The organism is Bradyrhizobium sp. ORS 86 (genome assembly GCF_045571475.1).
Taxonomy (GTDB): Bacteria; Pseudomonadota; Alphaproteobacteria; order Rhizobiales; family Xanthobacteraceae; genus Bradyrhizobium.
This window is the reverse complement of record NZ_CP120699.1, coordinates 2,335,626-2,355,984: the sequence shown is the minus strand read 5'-3', so window position 1 is coordinate 2,355,984 and position 20,359 is coordinate 2,335,626. Positions and strand designations below refer to the sequence as shown.

The window sequence follows — 20,359 nt, the reverse complement described above, 5'->3', positions numbered from 1 at the left end:
GTCATTGCAGAACAGATTCCCGGATCGCGGCCGAACGATAAAGCTGGACTGAAAGTGAGCAATCGTACCCCCCGCTTGCCAAAAAGAACCCGCGGGAGCGCCGGAAAATCACCCTATATCGGCATCCGCCAAACCGGCGACATATCATCCCTTATGGCCACTTTTCTTTCCACAGCATAAATTCGATCTTGCCAGGGACATCAAGATGCTCAGGAAAATCGGGAAAGGAAACTGACTTTCCGTCTCGTACGAAGATGGCAACATCAGTCCCGCTATTCGTTTCAGAATAATGTTCTCGCCTTACCTTCCCGCGACTGGAATCGAACACAAAGCGTGTCGAATTGATCCATGATGGTGAAATGAAGTTAAGACGATCAGAAATGTGCCAGACGCGACTCAAACGCACGCGGAAGGCTGCGGAGAAGTTGATGGGATCCGGAATGAAGATCGACAGATTGCGCACGCCCCTGTCGTCGAGCATTTCCAGGAGTCGATAAAGGACCAACTGGTGATCATTAGTGTTACGTAGCAGCGGAAATTGGTTGTAAAGTCTAAGCTTGCGCTGTCGAAGCTCTGCGATCTTTTCGGACACTTCGTCACAAATTTCGTATGGGTGCACGATGTGGAAGGTGATACGGAGGTTATGTTTCGCAAAGAGATCAATTTTCTCCGCAGTGAAAGCCTTCGGTTCATACACGATCGCCCTTGTATGAATTCGGATTGACTTCACCGATGGAACCGATCGAATTCCTTCAATGATTGCCTCCAGCCGTGATCCTGGCAGGATCAACGGATCTCCACCCGACAGGATCACCTCAGTGACTTCTGGTTGGCTACGAAGGTATTCGAGCAGATAACGCAGATCTGCATCTAGTTCAGATCGCCCGTCAATGGCGGCGTTCTCTCTAAGTACGTCCGTGCGGAAGCAATACTGGCAATTCCCAAAGCACCTCGAGGTGGTCAAGAAAAGCACGCGATCGGCGTACTTTCTGACGGCGGAGGTCTTATTGGCGGGGCCACACGCATTTGACCGGTCGTCGACGAAGTCCTTTACCTCGTTGGGGGCCCTCAATGAGATTCTTTCCCGCGTTGGAAAGGACACCCGGTGAAGCGGTCCCAGATGATTGCCTAGCGCCCCAACTTCTTCCTTGATCTTCCTTTCATAGAATGGCGTGACCTTCACGGGTAACAGGCCCTCCTCGATCGAGATGGCCCTGAATACCTCATTGATATGGAGCTGGTTCATATCAATCTCGTTCGATTGTTTCGGACTAAGACGTAGGCAATGAGGGCAGTCGATGCGATATAAGAAACAGAAGACGTGGCGCTGAATATGATCAACCCGGAGGGAATCAAAATCGCAGCAGCGAGCAACCACGCAGCCAATCCTCCTCGGAGCCTAACCAATGCAATCGCAGAAATCACGTAAACGGCAATAAAGTTCGTTCCGGCCAAGCTGAACATCATTTCAATATCGAGCAACCCAATCTTGTCGCAGACCACGATTACGATCAGCGATGCAGCCACGAAATAGACACTGTTGCGGGGCGCACCGTCGCGCAAGTATCCGAGGCTGGCAGGAAGGAAGCGTCGACCGGACAGGTAAAGAACAAGTCGTGAGACGGCCACAACTGACCCGAAGAGATTGGCAACGATCAGCGATACACCAAGCAAAGGAACCAGCCAGCCTGGTGCGAATGGCGCGACTTGCGCCGCAGCCTGAAATATTGGTGTATTGAAATTCGCCTTAATATCAGCGATATGCACGAGCGCCGCGCTGCCGACGTATGCACTACAAACCAGAACAAATGCGAAGAACATTGCTCGGCCAAAATTCTTAGGATTCCGAAAATCCGCGGACAAATGGGACGCGATTTCCCAACCCGTGAAGGAGAAGAAGATCAACGGGATCTGACTCGCAACCGACAAGAAATCTGAGGGGCGACTGAACCCAACACCGCTGGCTCGCACTGCTAGCACGATGAGGGCAACGAGAGCGCCTACCAGAAGGAATAACGACGATCCGCCCACCAGCCTCACGCCACTTGAGAGTGTCTCGCCGCCAGACAGGGCAAAGAAGGCAGCAAGCAAAATCAACAGCGCGGCAAGCAGATGAATATCCACGCTGGAGCCGGTTAATTTCTGTAAGTAGGCCGATCCCACAATTGCGATCGATGGCAAACCCAATAATGTCGCTCCAAGAAAGAGCAGTGCCACGAGCAACTCTGGGTACTGGCCGAAGGCAAGTTTTGCATAGTATGCAACCCCGCCAGTGTTCGGATATGCGCTACCGAGAACAACCATCGTTGTTAGGATCGGTACAGAGAGCAGCGAACATGCGAGCCAAGCGTAGATGCCATCCCGCCCGATTTTCTGGAACACAAGTCCTGGGAGCACGAGGATGCCGGACCCAAGGATTATTGTGACTATAAGCAATATCCCTGAGGCAAGTCCCAGGTGTCCCTTGAACTCACCTTGACTTTCATCTTTCACACCAGTCCTCGGAATGAGAAATAGATTCTCTGTAGTAACCACACCGAGTCGTGCGTCTGCGTACTACCGACAGTATGTCGCAAGCGGGCATCACCGCTGCGTCTCTCATTTGCAAGACCATTGACCCTGCTCAATCATTGTACGGCCACAAAAGCGAAGCGCGACCGGCCACATTGCCTGACACCCAAATTGGTCTCAAGATCCAGGTGGAGAGAAGGACGGAGGGAAGCCGTTGATATGCCGCCAGTCACTTGAAGTGCAGAGGGCACTCGAGTGGAGCGTCCTCATTGTTGTCGGGGATCATGTACTGCGGCCACTGCGCTTCCCCTAGAACGTACGATCCTAGCAATGGGCTGTGTGTGACATCATCATAGATGTCGATGCTGCGTCTGATCTTCGCTGTAATAGCTCTGCCTCGCTGATCGGCGGGAGCTGCAATGTCGAAGATCTTTCGCGGATTGATAACGAAGGCCAGTCCGGCTCCCATGTTCCTGCTTCTGCGAAGAACGTAGGCAGGATGACTTACATTCACGAAGAGTTCACATCCGTGAAAGCACATCGTCCACGTGTGGTGCGCAGGATCCTTGGCCACGTGCACAGGCCAAGGTCGCCGATCTTCATCGATGAGAAACTGCATCGCTTCTATGAAGACCTGTTTGAAGTGATCCGTGGTGGAGAGCGCGGCGACTGGCTCAAAAAGCACGAGGAGTGGGTGGTGGCCCTTAACATCGAGAGCGTCGATATCAATCTGTTCAATGTAAGTTCGTAAGCCGCAAGCTAGAATATCAAGCTCGTACCGTGATTTTCCGTAATCGTATGGAATGAGGAGAAAGCGCAACTTGCCGCGCTTGACCGCGCTCCGCCCGAAAAAACATGGAAATCCAGGACCGTTTTCGGCCACATTGTTGAACTTCGATAGAACATACGAGATCGCTGCGTGCCCCCACTGGAATTTATCAGTGAGGTTGGCAAGTTCTCCTTGATTGATTAGCATATGTTTTCCTCGGATTTAGGTGACAAGCATTGTTGGCGATCCCTGACGGATTGACGCGATGCGGCGTACACGTTTGCGACGACCGGCTCCGTTCTATCGGCCCCTACCGTGTTCCCGCGCAAAGAGCATCCCTCATAAAGCGTTGCCGGATGTCTCCAACTGGGCCCTCAATGCGCGGGGTCGGCTCGGGAGCGCAGCCACTGCTGACAACCGTATGTTCGGCGCGCCCGACCAAGGGATGAGTTGTTCTCAGTCCATGATACAGCGCGTTCGCGGATCGCCTTGCAGGCGTCGTGCCAAATGAGAAACTCATTTCAGAGCAATACGACCACTCCGACAGCGCTATGTCGGATGTCCTACAGACGACACCGAGGCTCGCAACGGCGCGCGAGGCAGGGGGCATTGAGGGCGGTAAAGGAGGATGCGAGTTCGCCGAGGACGTTCGCTTTGCGCGGGCACGGCGGTTGTTGCCCTATCGAACCAACTCGGCGGATTCAATGCTCCGCTTTCGGCGATGAGCCTTGCGTAGCGACTTTCCTGCGAATGGTCGCTTCCCTCTTTCGGCAGGAACAGGCATTTGTCATCAAGATGCTGCAGCATTTTTGCGGTGCAATCGAAGGTATCGCAAGGACGCTATTCGATATGGCATTGCTGCGGCAGTCGCTTGAAGAGCTTGCTTGTCCGCAGAGCGCATAGCGGATCATCGCAGCGGACAATCGCTTCGCGAGCACACATTCAAACACATCTGCGGGCAACACGAACGAAGGAGAATATCTACGCGAGCGAACGGGTCCTGCCCCGGGCGGATAGCTCTGTATTCGTGATTGACAACATATTTTTGTAGGCAGCCAAAGCACGTAACAGGCGCATCGCCATAAAATAACGCGGCGATCGCACCCCTATCTGCGTTGCCATCCGCGCGCATGTGATCGCCAAGCACCGCGACCGACCCGATCCCGCCGCCGAGTTCGCAACGCGATGCGCCCAAGATGCATGGCTCCGTGATGTTTGTGCCTCATGACACCACCTTTCTCCGACGACGCGCGCGGCCGCCGCTGTCAACGGTCCGCGATCGAGGCGTCAACGCCATGGCATCCGCTTGCGGGCCAATAGGCTCCGCGGCGGTTCGAGGCTTGCGCGGTCGCGCGCTCCGTGCCGCAGCCCTTGCCGCAGCGCTGCTCTGGCGTTCACCGAGCGCCGACAGGCCCTCCCCACGCTCAAGCCTCTGCTCGAGGTCCGCCAATTCTGCCTTGCACTCGATTACAACCGATTGAGCGCGAAGGAGTGTTATCTTGAGCTCGTCTCGTCGCCTCGATATTTCTTCGAGCTCCCAATCGCCCTGCATCATCTTTCTTATTATCTAGAATTACCGATGCGTGTCCGGCGGTCAGCTTTAAGAACACAGGTTCGGCATCTCGCCGCCATGCGATACTTGCGCTTGAGCCTCAGGTTAACGGCCGCGCGGTCGATTGCCTCGTGGCATAACGTTTTGACTATGGTGCACACCATCTCTTTGAGTCCCGCCATTCGTCCATGCCTTGTACCGGGCAATTGGATAGCGGCCAACAAACTGAACGCCACCCGAAGATGAGAGACGTCGCGAGGCAGGTGCGCGCTTTGGACGCGAGCGCATCAGGACAGCTCTGACCGCGATCAATTGAGCAAGTCTCATCTGAATATGTCGATCAGGGTTGGACGACGATCATGATCGCGACGGATTTCGCCGCATCTTCAAGCAACCGGCATGCCAAAGACATTTGAGAGCTTTCTCGATGAAAGGACAGCTCTCGCCGCACTGTCTGGATGCAGACATCTTGTTGTCGCGCCTAAGCCAAGCGACGTCTTGAACGAGACAGTTCAACGTCGCAGCACGACGTCGATAGCCGCGATTACTGAAGAGAAACCTCCCTTGCAGCCAGAATGCTCTCACCAATTTCGAGTGGCGCGCTATCGAGTAGAACATTCTATCAATAGACATGACGCCGGTGATGCGAACGCGACCGCGGCGAGACGATCGTCTCAACAAAGCAAAAGATCGGTGTTCTGGAGAGCGCAATCCGGAGCCAACCTATTGAATGAGCAAGACAGTACAAGCAAGGTAGCATCGCCGTGGCGTCACCAGCGTCCGTCGCGTGACCGGCGACTCGCCGCAACCGTGACGCCCGCGACACCGATAGCGCTCACGCAGCTTGGGCACGTCGCAATGATGGGCCAGCGATCCGATCAAGCACCGCTGGCGCTGAGTGCGGAGGACGTTGCCCGTTTCCTGGAGGCTGTCCCGATCCTGCGCGACCGCATTGCGTTGGTGACGGCCTACGCTGCCGGGGCTACGGGTCGGCGAGGTCGGCCGCCTGACGCCAGCGCAATCGACAGCAAGCGCATGCTGATCCTGATGACGGCCCGCAAGGGCGGCAACGATCGCTACATGATGCTGTCGCTGCGGCTGCTCATCATCCTGCGATCCTATTGGTATCTTGCCAAACCGCGCCATTGGCTGTCTTCGGGATGCAATCTGGGCGATCTGGTGAGCGTTGCCACCTCCAGGAGACTTGCCGCAAAGCTTGGCAGCATGCCCGCCTCGATCAGCGGGTGATGGCACATGTTCTGCGGCACAGCTTTGCTACTCACCGTTATGGGCGCGGTACTGGTATCCGGCTCATCCAAGTACTTTTTAGGCATGCGCGACTGTCGTCGACGGAGCGATGCACGCAAGTCGCAACCAATCTGACGCACTAGCCAGAAGTCCGCTCGACGATCTCGACGCACGATTGAGATCTCGCCCAGGGCAGGTGCCGGGCGCACGTCCGCGTTCGAGGTGGCGGACTCTTCCCCCAGCGCGGCAATGCGCTCCGCGTCACCCACGCCGGGCACCTGAGCCGGTTCCAGCTACGCTTAATGGGGGTCATCGAAGAGTGCTGGACTGCGGCGCGCTCGTGCCCGGCTCGCGCATCCTCAGGCGCAACCAAGCTCAACTCTAAAGATTTCGATCGCTTGCACTGAATGCGAAGGTCGACCGACTGTGCCGCGAGCTCCACGTTGAGCTCGTTGCTCAGTGCAACCACGCATGGCCCGAAGCGCCGCGGTCGAAAGCCACGCCAGCTCCTCCGGCGCGATCCGCTGCACTCAGCTCGATCTCGACCAGCCCGCAGGCCTTCGTCGGCCGCGCGCTGATGTCCAAAGGCCTCGCCGATGAAATACGCACGTCAGCTGCGCTGCGGCTCTCGACACCAATTTAGATCGGCACGAAGCTCGGCGTCTTGACCGCCGGCGCCGCAACCTGGCGGCGCCCTCCCGTGAGCAGTCCGGGCCGATGCCATTGCGCTGCGTCACCTCCGAAGCGTTCGTTCGCTCCCGCCTCAAAGCTCTGCGCCGACTATTGTTGGGTTTGTCGAGTTCGCAACAGGTGGTGTTTCGACCCTTGCTGTTTCGCGCTCACTTAAGTCTCTGAATAAAATGCAGAACGGTTTCAGGGGTGCCTTTCGCAGCAGTCGGCACGAGTCTTGATTTGGCAGGTGCCGCCCGAGCTCAACGAGCGATCATCTCATTCGAAGGAACAACAGTGAAGACCAACCTGTCAGCCATGGTGCATCCGAACAAAACGCATATGCAGCGTCTGGCGCGCCGCTTTGGATAGAGGCGGGAGCGGCTGACGGAGCTTTGTTGCTCCCTAGCTGCATGTCTACGCGCCTCCCGTAATTGCGAATTCCGGACGACGCTGAGCTACGCGCGCTTCTATTGGTCCCCCGAGCTGAGGCTATAAATTGAGAACGAAACAATTCGCAAGGACGGCTACGGCCGTCGCGGCCTATGCGTTGCTCGCCACGCCCAGCCAGGCCATTGAAACTTATGATGTCAGGGATTCGAACGGTGTGCCGTTTATACGGGCGCGAATATTCGGTACCGGCGACGCCCCCTATTGTTGCGAAAATGCGGAGCCGGTGTCCTCGGTGCGGAATTTGTCGCAATGGGAAACAGATCAGGCGCTGGCCGGGATTCAGTATTGGGCTGAAATCATCAAGGTTGTCCCTGGTCAATCGCCGGCCATTATCAATATCGTCGCAGACCATAGTGACAACGCGTCTGGCTTTTCCGCTTATCAGGGGGTCGTCACGAAGGTGCAGGCGGCACTCACCGGTCAGGATCCGGGCGAGCTTGACGATGGTGCGCATGGCGTGATTGGAATCGGCCAGATGGGATTCTCATCCGAGCCGTATATCCCGTCCCAAGTGTCGATGACACCCAGTACGAATCTACCAGCGGTCGTAGTGCACGAGATGGCACATGCGTTGGGCATGCTGGGCGACGGTACTAACTGGGTGTCTTTTTCCAAAACGATAGATGGGTGGACGAGCCATTGGTACGATGACAATGGCAAACAGGCTCGGCCGGGGCAGACGATTTATTGTTCCCGATGCTTGAACCCACCAGCTGCCGACGTTTTCGACCTCCGGCGCGATCAAGGCTATTTCGGTGGGAGGCACGTGAGCGAAGTGCTCGCCGGCGCCATGCCGGGTGTTCCGCTGCGATCGACGAGTGGCATGTCGCATATCGAGCTCAACAACAGTTTGATGAGCCATCAGAAATACCGGAACTACACCAATCTGATGGAGGCGGAGCTCGCAGCGCTCCAGGATCTCGGCTACACCATCGATCGGCGCAATTTCTTCGGCTACTCACTGTACGGCAGTGGCCAGACTATGGTGAACGACAACCCCTTCTTCAGCCGCAACGCCGGTGGTACCGCCTACCTTCCGAATACCTACAATACGGCCATGCTTGGGCTGGGATTGCACGTGTATGGCAGCAATAATACGGTGGTTCAGCGCGCCGACCTGCTCTCACGCGGCGTCGGCGGTGCCGGCATTCGCGTCGACGGCGGAAACAATTCAATAACAATCCTGCCCGGGACTCGCGTCTATGCGGACGGCGCCAATGGGCGCGCCGTCATGTTCATCTACGGCAAGGATCACACATTTACCCAGCGTGGTGACGTGCAGGCTGTCGGCAACCATGGCATCGCCGCAAGCTTCGATTTCGGCAACAACGTGGTAGGGAATCGCTTCGAGTATCGTGGCTCGTACATTCACACCACGCGCAATGAACCGGCCCCAATTCTCGATGAAATCAATGGTCCGCTGGTCAGCACGTTCGACCTGACCGGACGTCTGGCTGGCAACTATGCGGCGATGTACATGTCGAACAACGCTTATGTGGGCCAGATCAATGTGATGCGTGGGGCGGTGCTATCAGGGGACATCCGTTCAGATTACGCCCAGGTTGATGCAAACGGTGCGCCGCGGCTAACAAAGTTGACGTTCGGCATGACGCCCGATGCGAGTGGTTACTCTACAGGGCAACCAGACCCAAGCTTTGCATTTCGCTATCATGGCAATATCGTCGAACACAACAATCTGTCATTGCAATTGCTGGGCGGCAGCTCTTTTTTACCGGACATCACGAAGTGTACGACGCGAATGTCGCGCAAAGTGCAACGCTTAGTGGCAATGGCAGTTACCTGCTCAACACCGATGGCCGTTTCATCAATAGCGGCACGTTCGCGCCGGTAATCAATGGCCGTGACAACAGCATAACGGTGAAAGGCGATTTCTTACAGACCTCTAGCGGCCGCTTGCAAGTCGCACTGAACGATACTGGCGCATTCAGCCGACTCGTGGTGAACGGCAATGCAGCTGTCAACGGTACGTTCACGATTGCGCCGCAGCGTGGCTGGTATGGCAGCGGTTTCAAGTTTGCATCCAATCAGTGGTTGAACGCCACAGCTCTCACCGGTTCATTCACGAACGTGGCGACATCTCTTCAATCACCTACCCTGACAGCCGTGGCCGCGGCTCAGGGCAACAATACGTACGCTGTGACGTTCTCGCGTCCACCCGAGGCTTACTCTCGCTATGCCGCCGATGCCAACAGCCGGCAGGTGGGAGCGGCACTTGATCAAGTCGCGGGCAACGCCGCTTTAGGGTTGCACACCCTCGTCGGAGCACTCGACTTCTCCGCGCCGGACGGTACAGGGGTTACATCTGCGCTGGGTCAGCTTTCGCCAGCGGCCTATGCGTCGGCCACAGCCGAGCAGGTCAACAACAGCTTCTATGCCCGTTCGGCGGTCTACAACCGTCTGAAGCAGGCTTTCGGCGGCGCGCCATCCCACCCGATTGCGGTGATGACTTATGGGTCTGAGCAGGCTACCGGCAAATCCGGCACCGCTGTCGGTTCGATCGGACAGACGCCTCCCGGCGCTCCATCCGATGACTTGCTGCGTTACGCGGCGTGGGGCTTCGCCTTTGGTGGCTGGTCAACGCAATCAGGTGAGAGCAATGCCGCCAAGACCAAATCCACCATTGGCGGTTTCCTAACTGGTATCGATACGGCCGTCGATGACGACTGGCGTTTCGGCGTTCTTGCAGGCTACAGCCGCTCTACCTTAATGGCTAATTTTCCTCGGTCGTCCGGCAGCAGCGAGGACTACACTGTCGGTACCTACGGCGGCACCGAGTGGGCTGTGCCAAAAGGAGCTATCGCGCTCCGCTCAGGCCTGGCCTTCACATGGCACGATCTGCAGATGACCCGCAACGTTGCCTTCCCGGGCTTCAGCGACAATCTGAGCTCCGATTACGATGCACGCACCTTCCAGATCTTCGGAGAGCTGGGCTACACGGCTCACGTCAGCGACCATTCCTTGGTCGAGCCCTACGCCAATCTCGCCTATGTTCGGGGCAACACAGACGGTTTTAGCGAGAAGGGATGGAGCGGAGCGACACTTGATATGCGCGCCGACACAATAGAAACCACCCTCTCCACCCTCGGCATCCGAGCCACTAACAGCCTTCAACTTGGGCACGTAGCCTCGACAGTACGAACCGACCTTGGCTGGCGCCATGCCTTTGCGGACTACATTCCACTGTCAACAGGCAGCTTCGCTGCCGGTTCTAGCAGGCTGTTGAAGAAGTTTTTGAACGGCGCGCGATGAATGGGACGTTGTCGCCGTTGAGGAGGCAGATCTCCCCTTCGAGTGAGCCGTCATCTTGCAGTTCGGCCCAACCATCACCCTCGGCTGGCTCCATTTCGTCGTTGCTCTGCCAGCCGAACTCGATGGTATCTGCGTGGCAGGCTCCATGAATGGAGCCAGTGAGGCAGTCGAAGGCGAATTCGCCGCCGGCCTCGTCGAACAGAATGTAGGCGCCCGCCAAGGCCATGTCGTAGCCCGGCGTCTCGACGACCTGCCATCTGCCCCGAATGCTCATGCCGGTGCCGCCAGAAGCTTAGGAAGCCGGATCAGATTGTAGGCCGCAAGCGCCAGGACGAAGGCGGCATCCACGCGGTCGCGGCCTCGCAGCTTGACCTTGGCCAAGCCAGCGGAACTCTTGATCCAACCGAAGACTTCTTCGATGCGTTTGCGGCAGCGTTGGCTGACGTCGTAGCCGCTGTGACGCGTGGTACGTGCGTCGATCGCCGTCTTGCGCCGCTTGCCAGTCTTGCTCAGATGTCCATCAATCGCGATATGCGGGGTAACCGATCGATCTCTCAGGTCCTGCACGAACTGCGTGACATCATAGGCCTTATCCGCTCCCAGAGTGATCCGCTTCGCGCGCCTCTGCCTGTCGATCATGGCAAGCGCAATCTCCCGTTCGGCGGTACCCGTCGCTTGGCTCACTCTGCCCAAAACCGCTAAACCATTGCGGTTCTCCATCAGAGCATGGCCCATATAACTCAGCTTGGCTGGCTGGCCGTCACCCTTCTTGTAGAGCCGCGCCTCAGGATCGGTCGTGCTCGCATGCGTTTCGTTGGATCGCTTCTCCTTGTGGAAGCTGCGCTCGCTCGGCGTTGCGTCCCGGACCATCCTCGTCTTTGTCGCTGCCATCCTTCTTCCGGAAGCTCTTGATCGAAGCCCAGGCTTCAATCAGCGTACCATCCACCGAGAAGTGATCGTTCGATAGCAGACGCTTGACCTTTGGCTGCGCCAAAAGCGCGTTCAGGAACTTGGCCGCAATCTCGCCTTCGAGCAGCCGGTCGCGGTTCTTCGAGAAGGTTGAATGGTTCCAAACCGCATCGTCCACCCCGAGCCCAACGAACCAGCGGAACAGAAGATCGAACTCCATCCGTTCCATCAGATGCCGTTCCGAGCGAACCCCATAAAACGCCTGGAGGAGCATCGCCCGAAGCAACTTCTCGGGGGCGATCGAGGGGCGACCGAAGTCCGTATAGAGTTCGCCGAACTCCCCAGAAAGGTCGCACAGCGCTGCATTCGCCAAGTCGCGGATTACCCGCAGCGGATGGTCGATGCGAACCCGGGCCTCCAGGTCCACATAACTGAATAGCGAGCCGGACCGTTCGTCACTTCCCCGCATCGCGTCCCCAATGGAATCCCCGTCCTAGAGAATCACGATACGAAGCGCTTCGCTACCGACTTCTTCAACAGCCTGCTAGCGCCTTTGCAGCTTCTGGCCTATCCATTGGCAGGGACTTGGCACTCGTAGAAACCGGTGTGGACTTCCAGCTCTCCAGCAACACGACCCTTGGCGTCGCCTATCAGGGTCAGTTCGGCTCAGGCGTCGCACAGAACAGCCTCCACGCCAACTTCAATGTGAAGCTCTGAGGACGCCGGAGGCGAGAGCTTTTGGAGGACCGGGTGTCCGGATCGACCCGGAATCCGAAGAGATCGAGGAGAAGTATAGCGCTATCATCGAGGGGTAACCCACAGATTGTCAAGGATCGACAGCGTCACGTCCCCGCGCTTGAATCGGTCTTGCACGGCTGCGCAGTCAGGTTCGGCGAGGCGCCAATGCCGCATGCCGGCTGCCGGGGCCGCACTTGGCGAATAGCGAATAGCCCCGCTTCCAGGACCGCGTCGGTGACATCGTCCGACAGTCCCGTGCAACTCCGAGGCAGTTTGCAGTTGCCCGCGGCAATTAGCCAGTCATGTCCAACGGTGCACTAAAAGACTGGGTGGCACTTGGAGTAAGATCAGACTCGACCGATAGTTTCGGCTCGAGATGACAATTGCATTCGCGCGTTCTGTGCGAGACCGAACAACATTGTCGGCGAAACTTCAAACAGCACAGCCTCCACGCACGCTGATTGTCGCGCAAGCCTGTGACGTTGGATAGCTTGTCAGCGCCATCGTGACTCGCATCAATGCAAGCCGCGAGCGAAATCACAAAAGCTCGCCGGATGAACAAATGGTCAAGAGCCTGGAGCAAATGGCGTCAGGTACGATGCTTGAGGACGAGAAAAGCATGCCAAGTGAGGCCGGGTGCACTGGCGGGTTACGGGTCGGGGTCGTTGGTCTGGGACATGGCTTCGTGATGGCGCAGCAGGTTCTCGCGACCAGAAAGGCGATGCTGGCAGGATTATGCGTTAAAGATCCGTCCAAACACGCGCAAAAGGCCGAATACCTTGGAGCTCCAGTCTATAACTCTATCGCGGCTTTGCTTGACAATGCCAGGCCGGACGGCGTCATCGTCGCAGCCTCGACTGACAGCCTGGTTGAGATGGCCGAGCGATGCATTGAACGAGGCGTTCCTGTCCTGCTCGAGAAACCAGGAGCTCGAGACGTGACGGAGATTGGACGCCTACAATCAGCCGTCAAATTGCGTCGAACGCCGGTGCTTGTCGGATATCACCGCAGATTCTCAAATCAAATTGGATGGCTGAAGCGCGCCATCGACGAAAAGATCGTAGGATCAATCAACCGCGCCGTTGCGCTTTGGCTGGTACGCAAGCCAGACGATTATTTTGGTTCCTGGCGCGTTGAACCGTCTGCTGGTGGCGGCATGATGATGATCAACATCGTGCACGAGATAGATACGTTTCAGCATCTTCTTGGTCCGATCTGCGAGGTGAGCGCTGTCGGTCAGGAGACGATACGTACTCGGGATGAACTCGATCATTCATGTACGATCACGGCCAAAATCGAGAACAGGATGGGCGGCGCCTGTCACCTCACCTTTATCCACTCTGACCTAAGCCCCTCACCGTTCAGCTATGAGAACGACGCTGCAGAGAACGGCGTCTTTCACAGATACCCCAAGGACTGTTACCTCCTGTTCGGAGCAACCGGCACGATTTGCTTTCCATCGGGAGAGATCTGGTCGACCAAGCGGCCCGGTAAGGGATGGACGGAGCGGCTTGAACACTCGATCTTTGCAGACGTGACCGACAATGCTTCGTGCAATCCTCTTTTACGCGAGGTCGAGCACTTTCTTGCCGTGATCGAGGGACAGTGCAATCCGGCAATTACCCTGGAAGACGCCGCGTCGACATTGTCTGTCATACAGGCAATCAAAGACTCCATGTCGTTGGGCCGACCCGTTGCTCCGCGTGCCTGCCTCGCGCCAACCGGCACACGCTCGAATGGAGGCGGTGTCCTTGCGGGTCGCCGCGGCAAAGGAGGGTAACAGGATGCATTCCGCGTTTGAGGGCAAGACCGTGGTCGTGACTGGAGGCACGCAAGGAATAGGCGGCGCCATCACATCGCTTTTTCTGGAACAGGGGGCCAATGTGTGCGCTTTCTTTCATAGTGACGAGCAGGCTGCCAAGCAGCTGCGCGAACATGTTGGGGAGCACCGCGATCGGCTCCTGACGCTTCGCGTGGATGTTTCTGATTACCATGCGGTGAGTTCTGCGTTCGACATGCTCAGGGTCCGTTGGGGACATGCAAATATCCTGGTCAACAATGCCGGGGTCCATTGCCCGGTCAGCCCGTTCGAACAGCATGACGATCAGACCTGGAGTGACGTCTTCTCGACCAACGTGTTTGGAGTTGTATTCGCGACAAAAATTGTCATTCCCGCCATGAAAGAAGCACGCTGGGGTCGCATCATCAACATTTCTTCGATAGCCGCGACAGAAGGCTTGCCCAATGGCAGCCCCTATGCGGCAAGCAAGGCAAGCTTGCTCGGGCTTACGCGCAGCCTGGCAAAGGAAGTCGCCTCCTACGCCATAACGGTCAATGCGCTCTTGCCTGGGATGACGGAAACGCGAATGGCCGATGCGTTGCCGCGTGACGCTTACGACCGCATCCTATCAACGATCCCGATCGGCCGAATTGCGACGTCGATGGAAGTCGCCTCCTTGGTCGGGTTTCTCGCGAGCGATGCGGCAAACTATGTCTCCGGTTCACTGATCCATGTGTCGGGCGGGCGCTAATGGCCCAGCGCCGATGGACGCTCTCAAAGCGCGATCGAGCGCGACGGGATGGCTCGGACATATTTATCGAGAAACCATTCAGCCAAGCAGATGCAACCGCATTTGGCTTGCCTGGAACAAAAACGGAGATTTCTTAATGCTCGCTAACCGGCAGGTTGCAATCGTCACGGGCGGTTCTGGCAATATCGGACAAAGTATCGTGCACGCATTGTCGGATCAGGGCTATCGCACAGCCGTTTTCGATCGACGTCCCCCATCGCGGGATCGTTCCTCCGATGAGGTGATCTACTTGCCGGGAGATGCTTGCAGAGAAGATCAGGTCAACGGGGCCTTCGCGCAACTGTTTGATCGGGAGGGCAGACTTGATCTATTGGTCAACGCGGCAGGAATCTCGCCCAAGCGAGAGGGCTCAACAAGAGCACGGCTTTGGGATCTGACCCTTGATGAGTGGACCAATGTGATCAACGTCAATCTGAACGGCGTGTTCTTGACCTGCAAGGCCGCAAGCGAGTATTTCCGTCGGCAGCGCTCGGGTCATATCGTCAACATCGGCTCAGTGATGGGCTTCATTGGAGCCACAAGCGCGACGTCAAACAGGTTTCCGTACAGCAATTCCGGTATCCATTATTGCGCATCAAAAGCTGCGGTCCATAACCTCACCAAATCACTGGCGCGCGAGCTTGCAGAGTTCAATATCAGGGTCAATTGCATCGCGCCTGGCGGAGTAGAGGGAGGAATGCTTCGCCTGCAGGAGGAACAGCAGCAATCGCTCCTACGCCAGGTGCCTTTAAACAGCTTCTGTCAGGCTCGCGATATCGCCGAGCTCGTGCTCTTCCTTGCCTCCGACACCAAGAGCCGGATGATCACAGGCCACACCATGACGGTGGATGGCGGCTGGAACATGCGTTAGTCGGCCTGCTCGACGCCACGTCCATCGAGTAGTTGCATAACGGCCTTCGATATTTTGACGCCCGTCAGTCCAAAGCTATCGAGCGCGTCCTCATAGGACAGATTGTTTTGATATTTCGAGGAACCAGAGATCGGCAAATGTCTGACGTGATCCAGGCGATGCCGCACGAGCAACTCCGAAACAATGCTGGCTAGCCCGCCGACCTTCCCGTGTTCTTCGACAGAGACAAGTACCTCTGTCTTTTTGAGCACTGCCAGAAAGCTGGTTTCGTCAAACGGCCACAGACGGATTGCATTGAGAAGGCTGCAGCTGATCCCTTTGTCATTCAGCAACTCAGCGGCGTCGATAGCGCCGAAAAGGCAGCGGCCCATGCTCAGAATTGCCACGCGGTGGCCCCGCCTTAAGATCTGCAGCCTGCCGAGTTCCAAGCTCTCTCCACCATGCGCCCTCATCCTGGCCGGCAAGAACGGGTTCTCCACGCGTAGGTAAGCAAATCCCCGTTCGGCAAAGAGGAGATCGACGACGTTGCGCATGTCGAGCTCGCTGCTTGGGCAGTAAATGGATACATTGTCCAAGCTGCGCATGATCGAGATATCTTCGTGGGGAACATGGGTATGCCCCTGGAAGGTGTAGTAGAGGCCGGACCACAGCCCGACGATCTTAACGTCGTAGTTCTCATGGGACAGAACTGTGCGGATCTGCTCATAAGCCCTCATGGTGACGAACGATGCGATGCCGACAATGAATACTTTGTGGCCGCAGCTGGCCAGTCCGGCAGCAACGCCGGCCGCGCACTGCTCCATCACCCCAAGGTCTAGGAAGTAAGCCGGATACTCTGCCTCGATTTGCTCGACATGCGATGATGTCTTCGAATCAACGGAAATGAGGGTGAAGGCGTGTTCTTCCCTTGCTTTTCCGATGAGCGCGGCTGCGAACGCGGAACGAAGATCAACAGATTGGCTCGACACGGCTAGGCGTGGCTCCTTACTGGACTTGACAGGCTTCTGGCCATAAGCACCGACTGTTGCGGTGACGGCGCAATGGAGGGCGCAACTGGATCTGCTTTGCGGCGGACACCGGGATGAGCTGCTGTCGACGATCCCAGCCGCGGGACGTCTCGTTGCACCACATCGGCCCGTCTATTCCGTCAGCCAGCCATTCGCCGGCGAGGCTCACTCTCGACATTGCAGGTCGACGAGCTAGGCCAACCCTGATCCGCAGGTCACGGCGGTTATTGACCGCCAGCGCACCGGCACGCCTCCACCTCTTTGATCGCCATCTCGTACTCCGCCTCAGATGGAACGCGGTAATGCCAATCCAAGCAATTCTCCATGAAGGATACGCCCCGCCCCTTGGCCGTGTGCGCAATCAAGATCTGTGGAGATGTCGACGTTTCAGCGTTGCCCCTGGCAAGATCGAGCGCGCGCAAGATGTTCGATGGCGAGTGTCCGTCGGTTTCCTGCACATTCCAACCGAACGATTTCCATTTCTCAGCCAGGGGCTCAAGGGCCATGATCGATTCGGTTGGGCCGTCAATCTGAAGTCGATTTCGGTTGATGATGACCAGAAGATTGCTCAGCTTGAGGTGGCTGCCCGCCAGGGCTGCCTCCCAGATGGATCCTTCGTTCATTTCCCCGTCGCCGATAAGCACGACGGTTAAGTAGGATTGACCATATCGTCTTGCGGACAGCGCCGTTCCGATTCCAAACGCGATCCCGTGCCCTAAAGATCCACCCGTCATCTCCACGCCGGGTATCTTGGTGGTTGGAAACATCGTCAGTTCAGAACCGGGCGCGAGAAACCGCTCCAGCGAACATGGCGGCAAGAACCCGCGAAGCTGCATGACGGCAAAGAGCGCCACAGCTCCTTGGCAAGAGCTCAAAATGAAGCGATCTCTGTTGGGATCGTCCGGTTTCAGCGGATCGATGCGCAGAAATCGATAAAACAGGCAATAGAGGATTTCGATCAACGAAAGCGATGAGCCAATGTGTCCACCGCCGCTTTTTTGGACTGCGCTTAGCGTGCAAGCACGAAGTGAACGGCAGAGCAATTCGTCGGCTCTATGCATTTCCGCCGCCGACGCGAGCTTCGATAGGCCTTTGGTGGGCGTGATCTCCTCCATAAGATTCAAAGCCCGACAAGGGTGCTGCATGCGCAATATCGTGCCGAGATGGAGTGGCGTGGCCTCGTTGGTTAGCTTGACGGACTTCCTCTCGTCGAACTGAGCAACACCTTGCCGTCCATGCTGTGCCGTGCGCCAGGGTCCGCCACGATGAACCTGTCAATATCTCGTTCACTGGACGTCGCACGCTCTGTCAACTGGCGTCATTGCCGGGCCCATAATGTTCAGACATTGCATTGGCAATGAGTTCATCCCCCCTTACAATCATGATCTAAACGCTCTTAAGCTGCTTCAACACCACCACTTCCGGCTTCTCGCACGAGCGCCGAAATCGTCGACCCGCATTTCGCTCCGCGGTTCGAGCATCCGGTTGGCCAGACTGACGTCGGCCGGCTCCATCTCATGGAAGAGCTCTCCGCCGGCGAGTGCCTGGGAGCTCCCTCTGCTGCCCTCAAGGACCGACGCCGCCGCGCGCAACAATGACGCCCTCGAGCCACATGGCAGCGCTTCGATCCATGAAGCTGCCTTCAACGGATTGATCAGCTGAGATCGAGCAAGTTCCATCAGAAATCCAAGGCCGGTGACCGGTTGGGACCGTCTGGGTCGTAACGGCTCCGTCAGGGGATGTCAGAGCAATCGGCATGCCGCAAAGATGCTGTCATAAGCCTGCCTGAGAGGGCGGCATCACGTCCCTCGCCCGAAGATTGGACGTCAGTTGTCGGACTCCTGACACACATAGTGTCTTCACCCCGACGCCGTTTGGACAAGACGGGATGAATCGCCAAGTCAAAAAAGTCGTCTTTGGTGACGAGCTCGAAGGTCCTCGAGGCGGGCCGGTGGCTCTCACGACGGGAGCGCCCACGCTCAAATGTGGCGGTTGCGCTTGCGTGCTTGCCGACCAGCGGATCGTCGCTCGACAGGAGATCCCGCTCATGCGAGGCTGTTGATGAAATCCGTCCGGGCCGTTGCCGTCGCTCGCCAAGGTCTAGCTCCTGTGTCGATCGAAAGATTTGATTGTCGCGCCGATCGTGATCGCGGCCGTCCGCTCGTCCAAGACTTCGACACCTGTCAACGGCTCCGCGAGCCATCTTGTCGTCCTGAGCCAACATCGGCTGACGCGCGTACTCCGCAACGACACTTGCCGCGACGGCATCTTCAGGTCACGGGCACAGCCTGGCGCTGCTGGTCGGTGCAAGCTCAACGCAGGAGAACCCGACGGCGGGCTGCGCGCCGGCACTCGCGAAGAACCGTAGCCCGTCCTTCAGCGAACTGCGGGCTCAGTTCGCAAGCGGAGGCTTGATGCGCAAGATCATTGACGGCTCGACGCAGCTCCTTGGTATTGTTGGGGATCCGATTGAGCAGGTGCGCGCGCCTGAAGTCTGGAGCGCTCTGTTTCGCGCAAATGGCTTCAATGCGGTCTGCGTCCCGCTCCATGTTAAGCCTGCCGAGCTGAAGACCGCCCTCAGGAGTCTGCAAACGATCCGGAACCTGGCCGGTCTGATCGTTACGATCCCGCACAAGCTGGCGGCTGTGCACCATGCGGACATCCATACAGACCGGGCACGTCGGGTGCAGTCTGTGAACGTCATGCGGCGGGACGACCAAGGCCGCTGGCATGCAGACATTCTCGACGGCGTCGGGTTCGTCAGGGGATTGCTGGGCGCAGGTCAACGCATTGAGGGACGTCGCGCGCTCGTCGTTGGCGCGGGAGGAGCTGGCACTGCGATCGCCTTCGCTATTGCAGAAGCGGCGGCGGCCTCTGTCCACGTCGCGGACATCGTGACAGATCGCGCGCACGCTCTCGCGAGCCGACTTCAGGCAGCCGGAATCCCGTCCGGGATTTCGGCAGCATCGGCGCGAGGATACGATCTCATTGTGAATGCCAGTTCGATCGGGATGAAACCGGATGATCCGATCTCGATCGACTGCACTGATCTGGTGCCTTGGGCATTGGTCGGGGACGTTGTCGTTCATCCCCAGATGACCCCGCTGCTGCTTACCGCACAAGCGCGCGGCTGCTACGTGCAGCCGGGCGTCGTGATGATGGACAACCAACTCACCGAGATGCGCGAATTCTTTGGTTTTCCTCAAGGAGACTACAGCCCTACGGCGGTCACGCGGGCGACCTCCATATAGGTCTTGGGCTCGCCAACTTGCCCCGCTCGAGCTCGAAGGGAGTAGCGGACTCGTGTATTGGCGATGGATCGCTGAGCACGTGGCGCCACGGTCCTTGGTTGCTTGCGACTTTTTGCGTTCAGCCGGTGAATATCCCGAACCTGATCGGTGCTCATCGGAGCTTTTGCCAACGCGATCGCCACACTCGTCCAAGGCGAAGATACCAACGACATCGAGGTTCCAGCTGATCGGGCCAGCCGAGCAGCCGCAACGACCGCATGAACAGGTTGATGAGGTCTAGGTGCGGTCACGGCGCATTGTGGTGGCCGCACGCTCCGTGATGCCACCGACGGCCGAGCACAATGTCGAGTGACATTGTCCGATCTACGACGATCCCGGATATCGGACATTGGCCGTTGCGGACGACTTTGTTGCGTTTGCACCTTGGCATGACGAATGCATACAGCAGATCGGACACTTGCCGCTCAGAGCGCAGAACGGCGACGGAGGCCATGAAACGTTCATGTTAATCGAGCAGCGAACGAACCGGGGCGGTGACGAT

The 20,359-nt window shown here is 57.5% G+C and carries 15 protein-coding genes and 1 pseudogene; 9 read left to right on the top strand and 7 right to left on the bottom strand.

What is annotated here, in order from left to right:
* Positions 1-151: 151 nt before the first annotated feature.
* From P6U25_RS10650 to P6U25_RS10640, 3 genes are all read right to left on the bottom strand, one after another.
* Positions 152-1,246, bottom strand: a complete 1,095-nt coding sequence (locus tag P6U25_RS10650; RefSeq protein ID WP_280973122.1) for a radical SAM protein — start codon at positions 1,244-1,246, stop codon at positions 152-154.
* Entirely contained in the window at positions 1,243-2,493 is a 1,251-nt protein-coding gene (locus P6U25_RS10645) for an APC family permease (protein WP_407151213.1), read from the bottom strand. The genes P6U25_RS10650 and P6U25_RS10645 overlap by 4 nt, the downstream gene beginning before the upstream one ends.
* A 247-nt stretch (positions 2,494-2,740) precedes the next feature.
* Entirely contained in the window at positions 2,741-3,487 is a 747-nt protein-coding gene (locus P6U25_RS10640) for a YqcI/YcgG family protein (protein WP_280973124.1), read from the bottom strand.
* Positions 3,488-5,231: 1,744 nt separating this feature from the next.
* Between P6U25_RS10640 and P6U25_RS10635 the strand changes: the two genes are divergently transcribed.
* The 4 genes from P6U25_RS10635 (at position 5,232) to P6U25_RS10620 (ending at position 10,472) form a co-directional block, all read left to right on the top strand.
* Positions 5,232-6,080: a hypothetical protein gene (locus P6U25_RS10635; protein WP_407152748.1), complete on the top strand. Its 849-nt coding sequence runs from the start codon at positions 5,232-5,234 to the stop codon at positions 6,078-6,080.
* The gene (locus P6U25_RS10630; protein ID WP_407152489.1) at positions 5,993-6,223 is read left to right on the top strand and encodes a tyrosine-type recombinase/integrase; all 231 of its coding nucleotides are present in this window, start codon (positions 5,993-5,995) and stop codon (positions 6,221-6,223) included. The genes P6U25_RS10635 and P6U25_RS10630 overlap by 88 nt, the downstream gene beginning before the upstream one ends.
* Before the next feature lie 1,025 nt (positions 6,224-7,248).
* A complete protein-coding gene (locus P6U25_RS10625) occupies positions 7,249-9,054 on the top strand; it encodes a hypothetical protein (protein WP_407151212.1) in 1,806 nt (601 codons plus the stop codon).
* Complete coding sequence (locus P6U25_RS10620) at positions 8,949-10,472, top strand: autotransporter outer membrane beta-barrel domain-containing protein (RefSeq protein WP_407151211.1); 1,524 nt, start codon at positions 8,949-8,951, stop codon at positions 10,470-10,472. Before P6U25_RS10625 ends, P6U25_RS10620 begins: the two co-directional genes overlap by 106 nt.
* Here P6U25_RS10620 and P6U25_RS10615 read toward each other — a convergent pair.
* Both P6U25_RS10615 and P6U25_RS10610 read right to left on the bottom strand, forming a co-directional pair.
* Positions 10,432-10,746, bottom strand: a complete 315-nt coding sequence (locus P6U25_RS10615) for a hypothetical protein (RefSeq protein WP_407151210.1) — start codon at positions 10,744-10,746, stop codon at positions 10,432-10,434. The genes P6U25_RS10620 and P6U25_RS10615 overlap by 41 nt on opposite strands.
* Positions 10,743-11,850, bottom strand: a pseudogene (locus P6U25_RS10610) (IS5 family transposase). The gene P6U25_RS10615 and the pseudogene P6U25_RS10610 overlap by 4 nt, the downstream one beginning before the upstream one ends.
* A gap of 116 nt (positions 11,851-11,966) precedes the next feature.
* Between P6U25_RS10610 and P6U25_RS10605 the strand changes: the two are divergent.
* The 4 genes from P6U25_RS10605 to P6U25_RS10590 all read left to right on the top strand — a co-directional run bounded on the left by P6U25_RS10605 (position 11,967) and on the right by P6U25_RS10590 (position 15,560).
* Positions 11,967-12,098, top strand: coding sequence for an autotransporter outer membrane beta-barrel domain-containing protein (locus tag P6U25_RS10605; RefSeq protein ID WP_407151209.1), 132 nt, complete (start codon positions 11,967-11,969; stop codon positions 12,096-12,098).
* Positions 12,099-12,681: 583 nt separating this feature from the next.
* A complete protein-coding gene (locus tag P6U25_RS10600; protein ID WP_280973127.1) occupies positions 12,682-13,899 on the top strand; it encodes a Gfo/Idh/MocA family protein in 1,218 nt (405 codons plus the stop codon).
* Positions 13,900-13,903: 4 nt separating this feature from the next.
* Positions 13,904-14,650 (top strand): SDR family NAD(P)-dependent oxidoreductase, encoded by a 747-nt coding sequence (locus tag P6U25_RS10595; protein ID WP_407151208.1) that lies wholly within the window; start codon positions 13,904-13,906, stop codon positions 14,648-14,650.
* Between the two features lie 13 nt (positions 14,651-14,663).
* A complete protein-coding gene (locus P6U25_RS10590) occupies positions 14,664-15,560 on the top strand; it encodes an SDR family NAD(P)-dependent oxidoreductase (RefSeq protein ID WP_407151207.1) in 897 nt (298 codons plus the stop codon).
* On the opposite strand, the gene P6U25_RS10585 is transcribed toward P6U25_RS10590, so the two are convergent.
* Together P6U25_RS10585 and P6U25_RS10580 are read right to left on the bottom strand one after the other, a co-directional pair.
* Positions 15,557-16,528, bottom strand: coding sequence for a transketolase family protein (locus tag P6U25_RS10585; RefSeq protein ID WP_407151206.1), 972 nt, complete (start codon positions 16,526-16,528; stop codon positions 15,557-15,559). The two genes, P6U25_RS10590 and P6U25_RS10585, sit on opposite strands and share 4 nt — an antisense overlap.
* Positions 16,529-16,791: 263 nt before the next feature.
* Positions 16,792-17,682, bottom strand: coding sequence for a transketolase (locus P6U25_RS10580; RefSeq protein ID WP_407151205.1), 891 nt, complete (start codon positions 17,680-17,682; stop codon positions 16,792-16,794).
* A 1,299-nt stretch (positions 17,683-18,981) separates the two neighbouring features.
* Here P6U25_RS10580 and P6U25_RS10575 point away from each other — a divergent pair.
* The gene (locus tag P6U25_RS10575; protein ID WP_280973132.1) at positions 18,982-19,818 is read left to right on the top strand and encodes a shikimate dehydrogenase; all 837 of its coding nucleotides are present in this window, start codon (positions 18,982-18,984) and stop codon (positions 19,816-19,818) included.
* Positions 19,819-20,359: the final 541 nt, after the last annotated feature.

Coding starts and splice junctions, on each gene's coding strand:
- P6U25_RS10640 (WP_280973124.1), bottom strand. CDS start 3,487: ATGCTAATCAATCAAGGAGAACTTGCCAACCTCACTGATAAATTCCAG.
- P6U25_RS10650 (WP_280973122.1), bottom strand. CDS start 1,246: ATGAACCAGCTCCATATCAATGAGGTATTCAGGGCCATCTCGATCGAG.
- P6U25_RS10635 (WP_407152748.1), top strand. CDS start 5,232: ATGCCAAAGACATTTGAGAGCTTTCTCGATGAAAGGACAGCTCTCGCC.
- P6U25_RS10590 (WP_407151207.1), top strand. CDS start 14,664: ATGGACGCTCTCAAAGCGCGATCGAGCGCGACGGGATGGCTCGGACAT.
- P6U25_RS10575 (WP_280973132.1), top strand. CDS start 18,982: ATGCGCAAGATCATTGACGGCTCGACGCAGCTCCTTGGTATTGTTGGG.
- P6U25_RS10580 (WP_407151205.1), bottom strand. CDS start 17,682: ATGGAGGAGATCACGCCCACCAAAGGCCTATCGAAGCTCGCGTCGGCG.
- P6U25_RS10615 (WP_407151210.1), bottom strand. CDS start 10,746: ATGAGCATTCGGGGCAGATGGCAGGTCGTCGAGACGCCGGGCTACGAC.
- P6U25_RS10600 (WP_280973127.1), top strand. CDS start 12,682: ATGGTCAAGAGCCTGGAGCAAATGGCGTCAGGTACGATGCTTGAGGAC.
- P6U25_RS10595 (WP_407151208.1), top strand. CDS start 13,904: ATGCATTCCGCGTTTGAGGGCAAGACCGTGGTCGTGACTGGAGGCACG.
- P6U25_RS10630 (WP_407152489.1), top strand. CDS start 5,993: ATGCAATCTGGGCGATCTGGTGAGCGTTGCCACCTCCAGGAGACTTGC.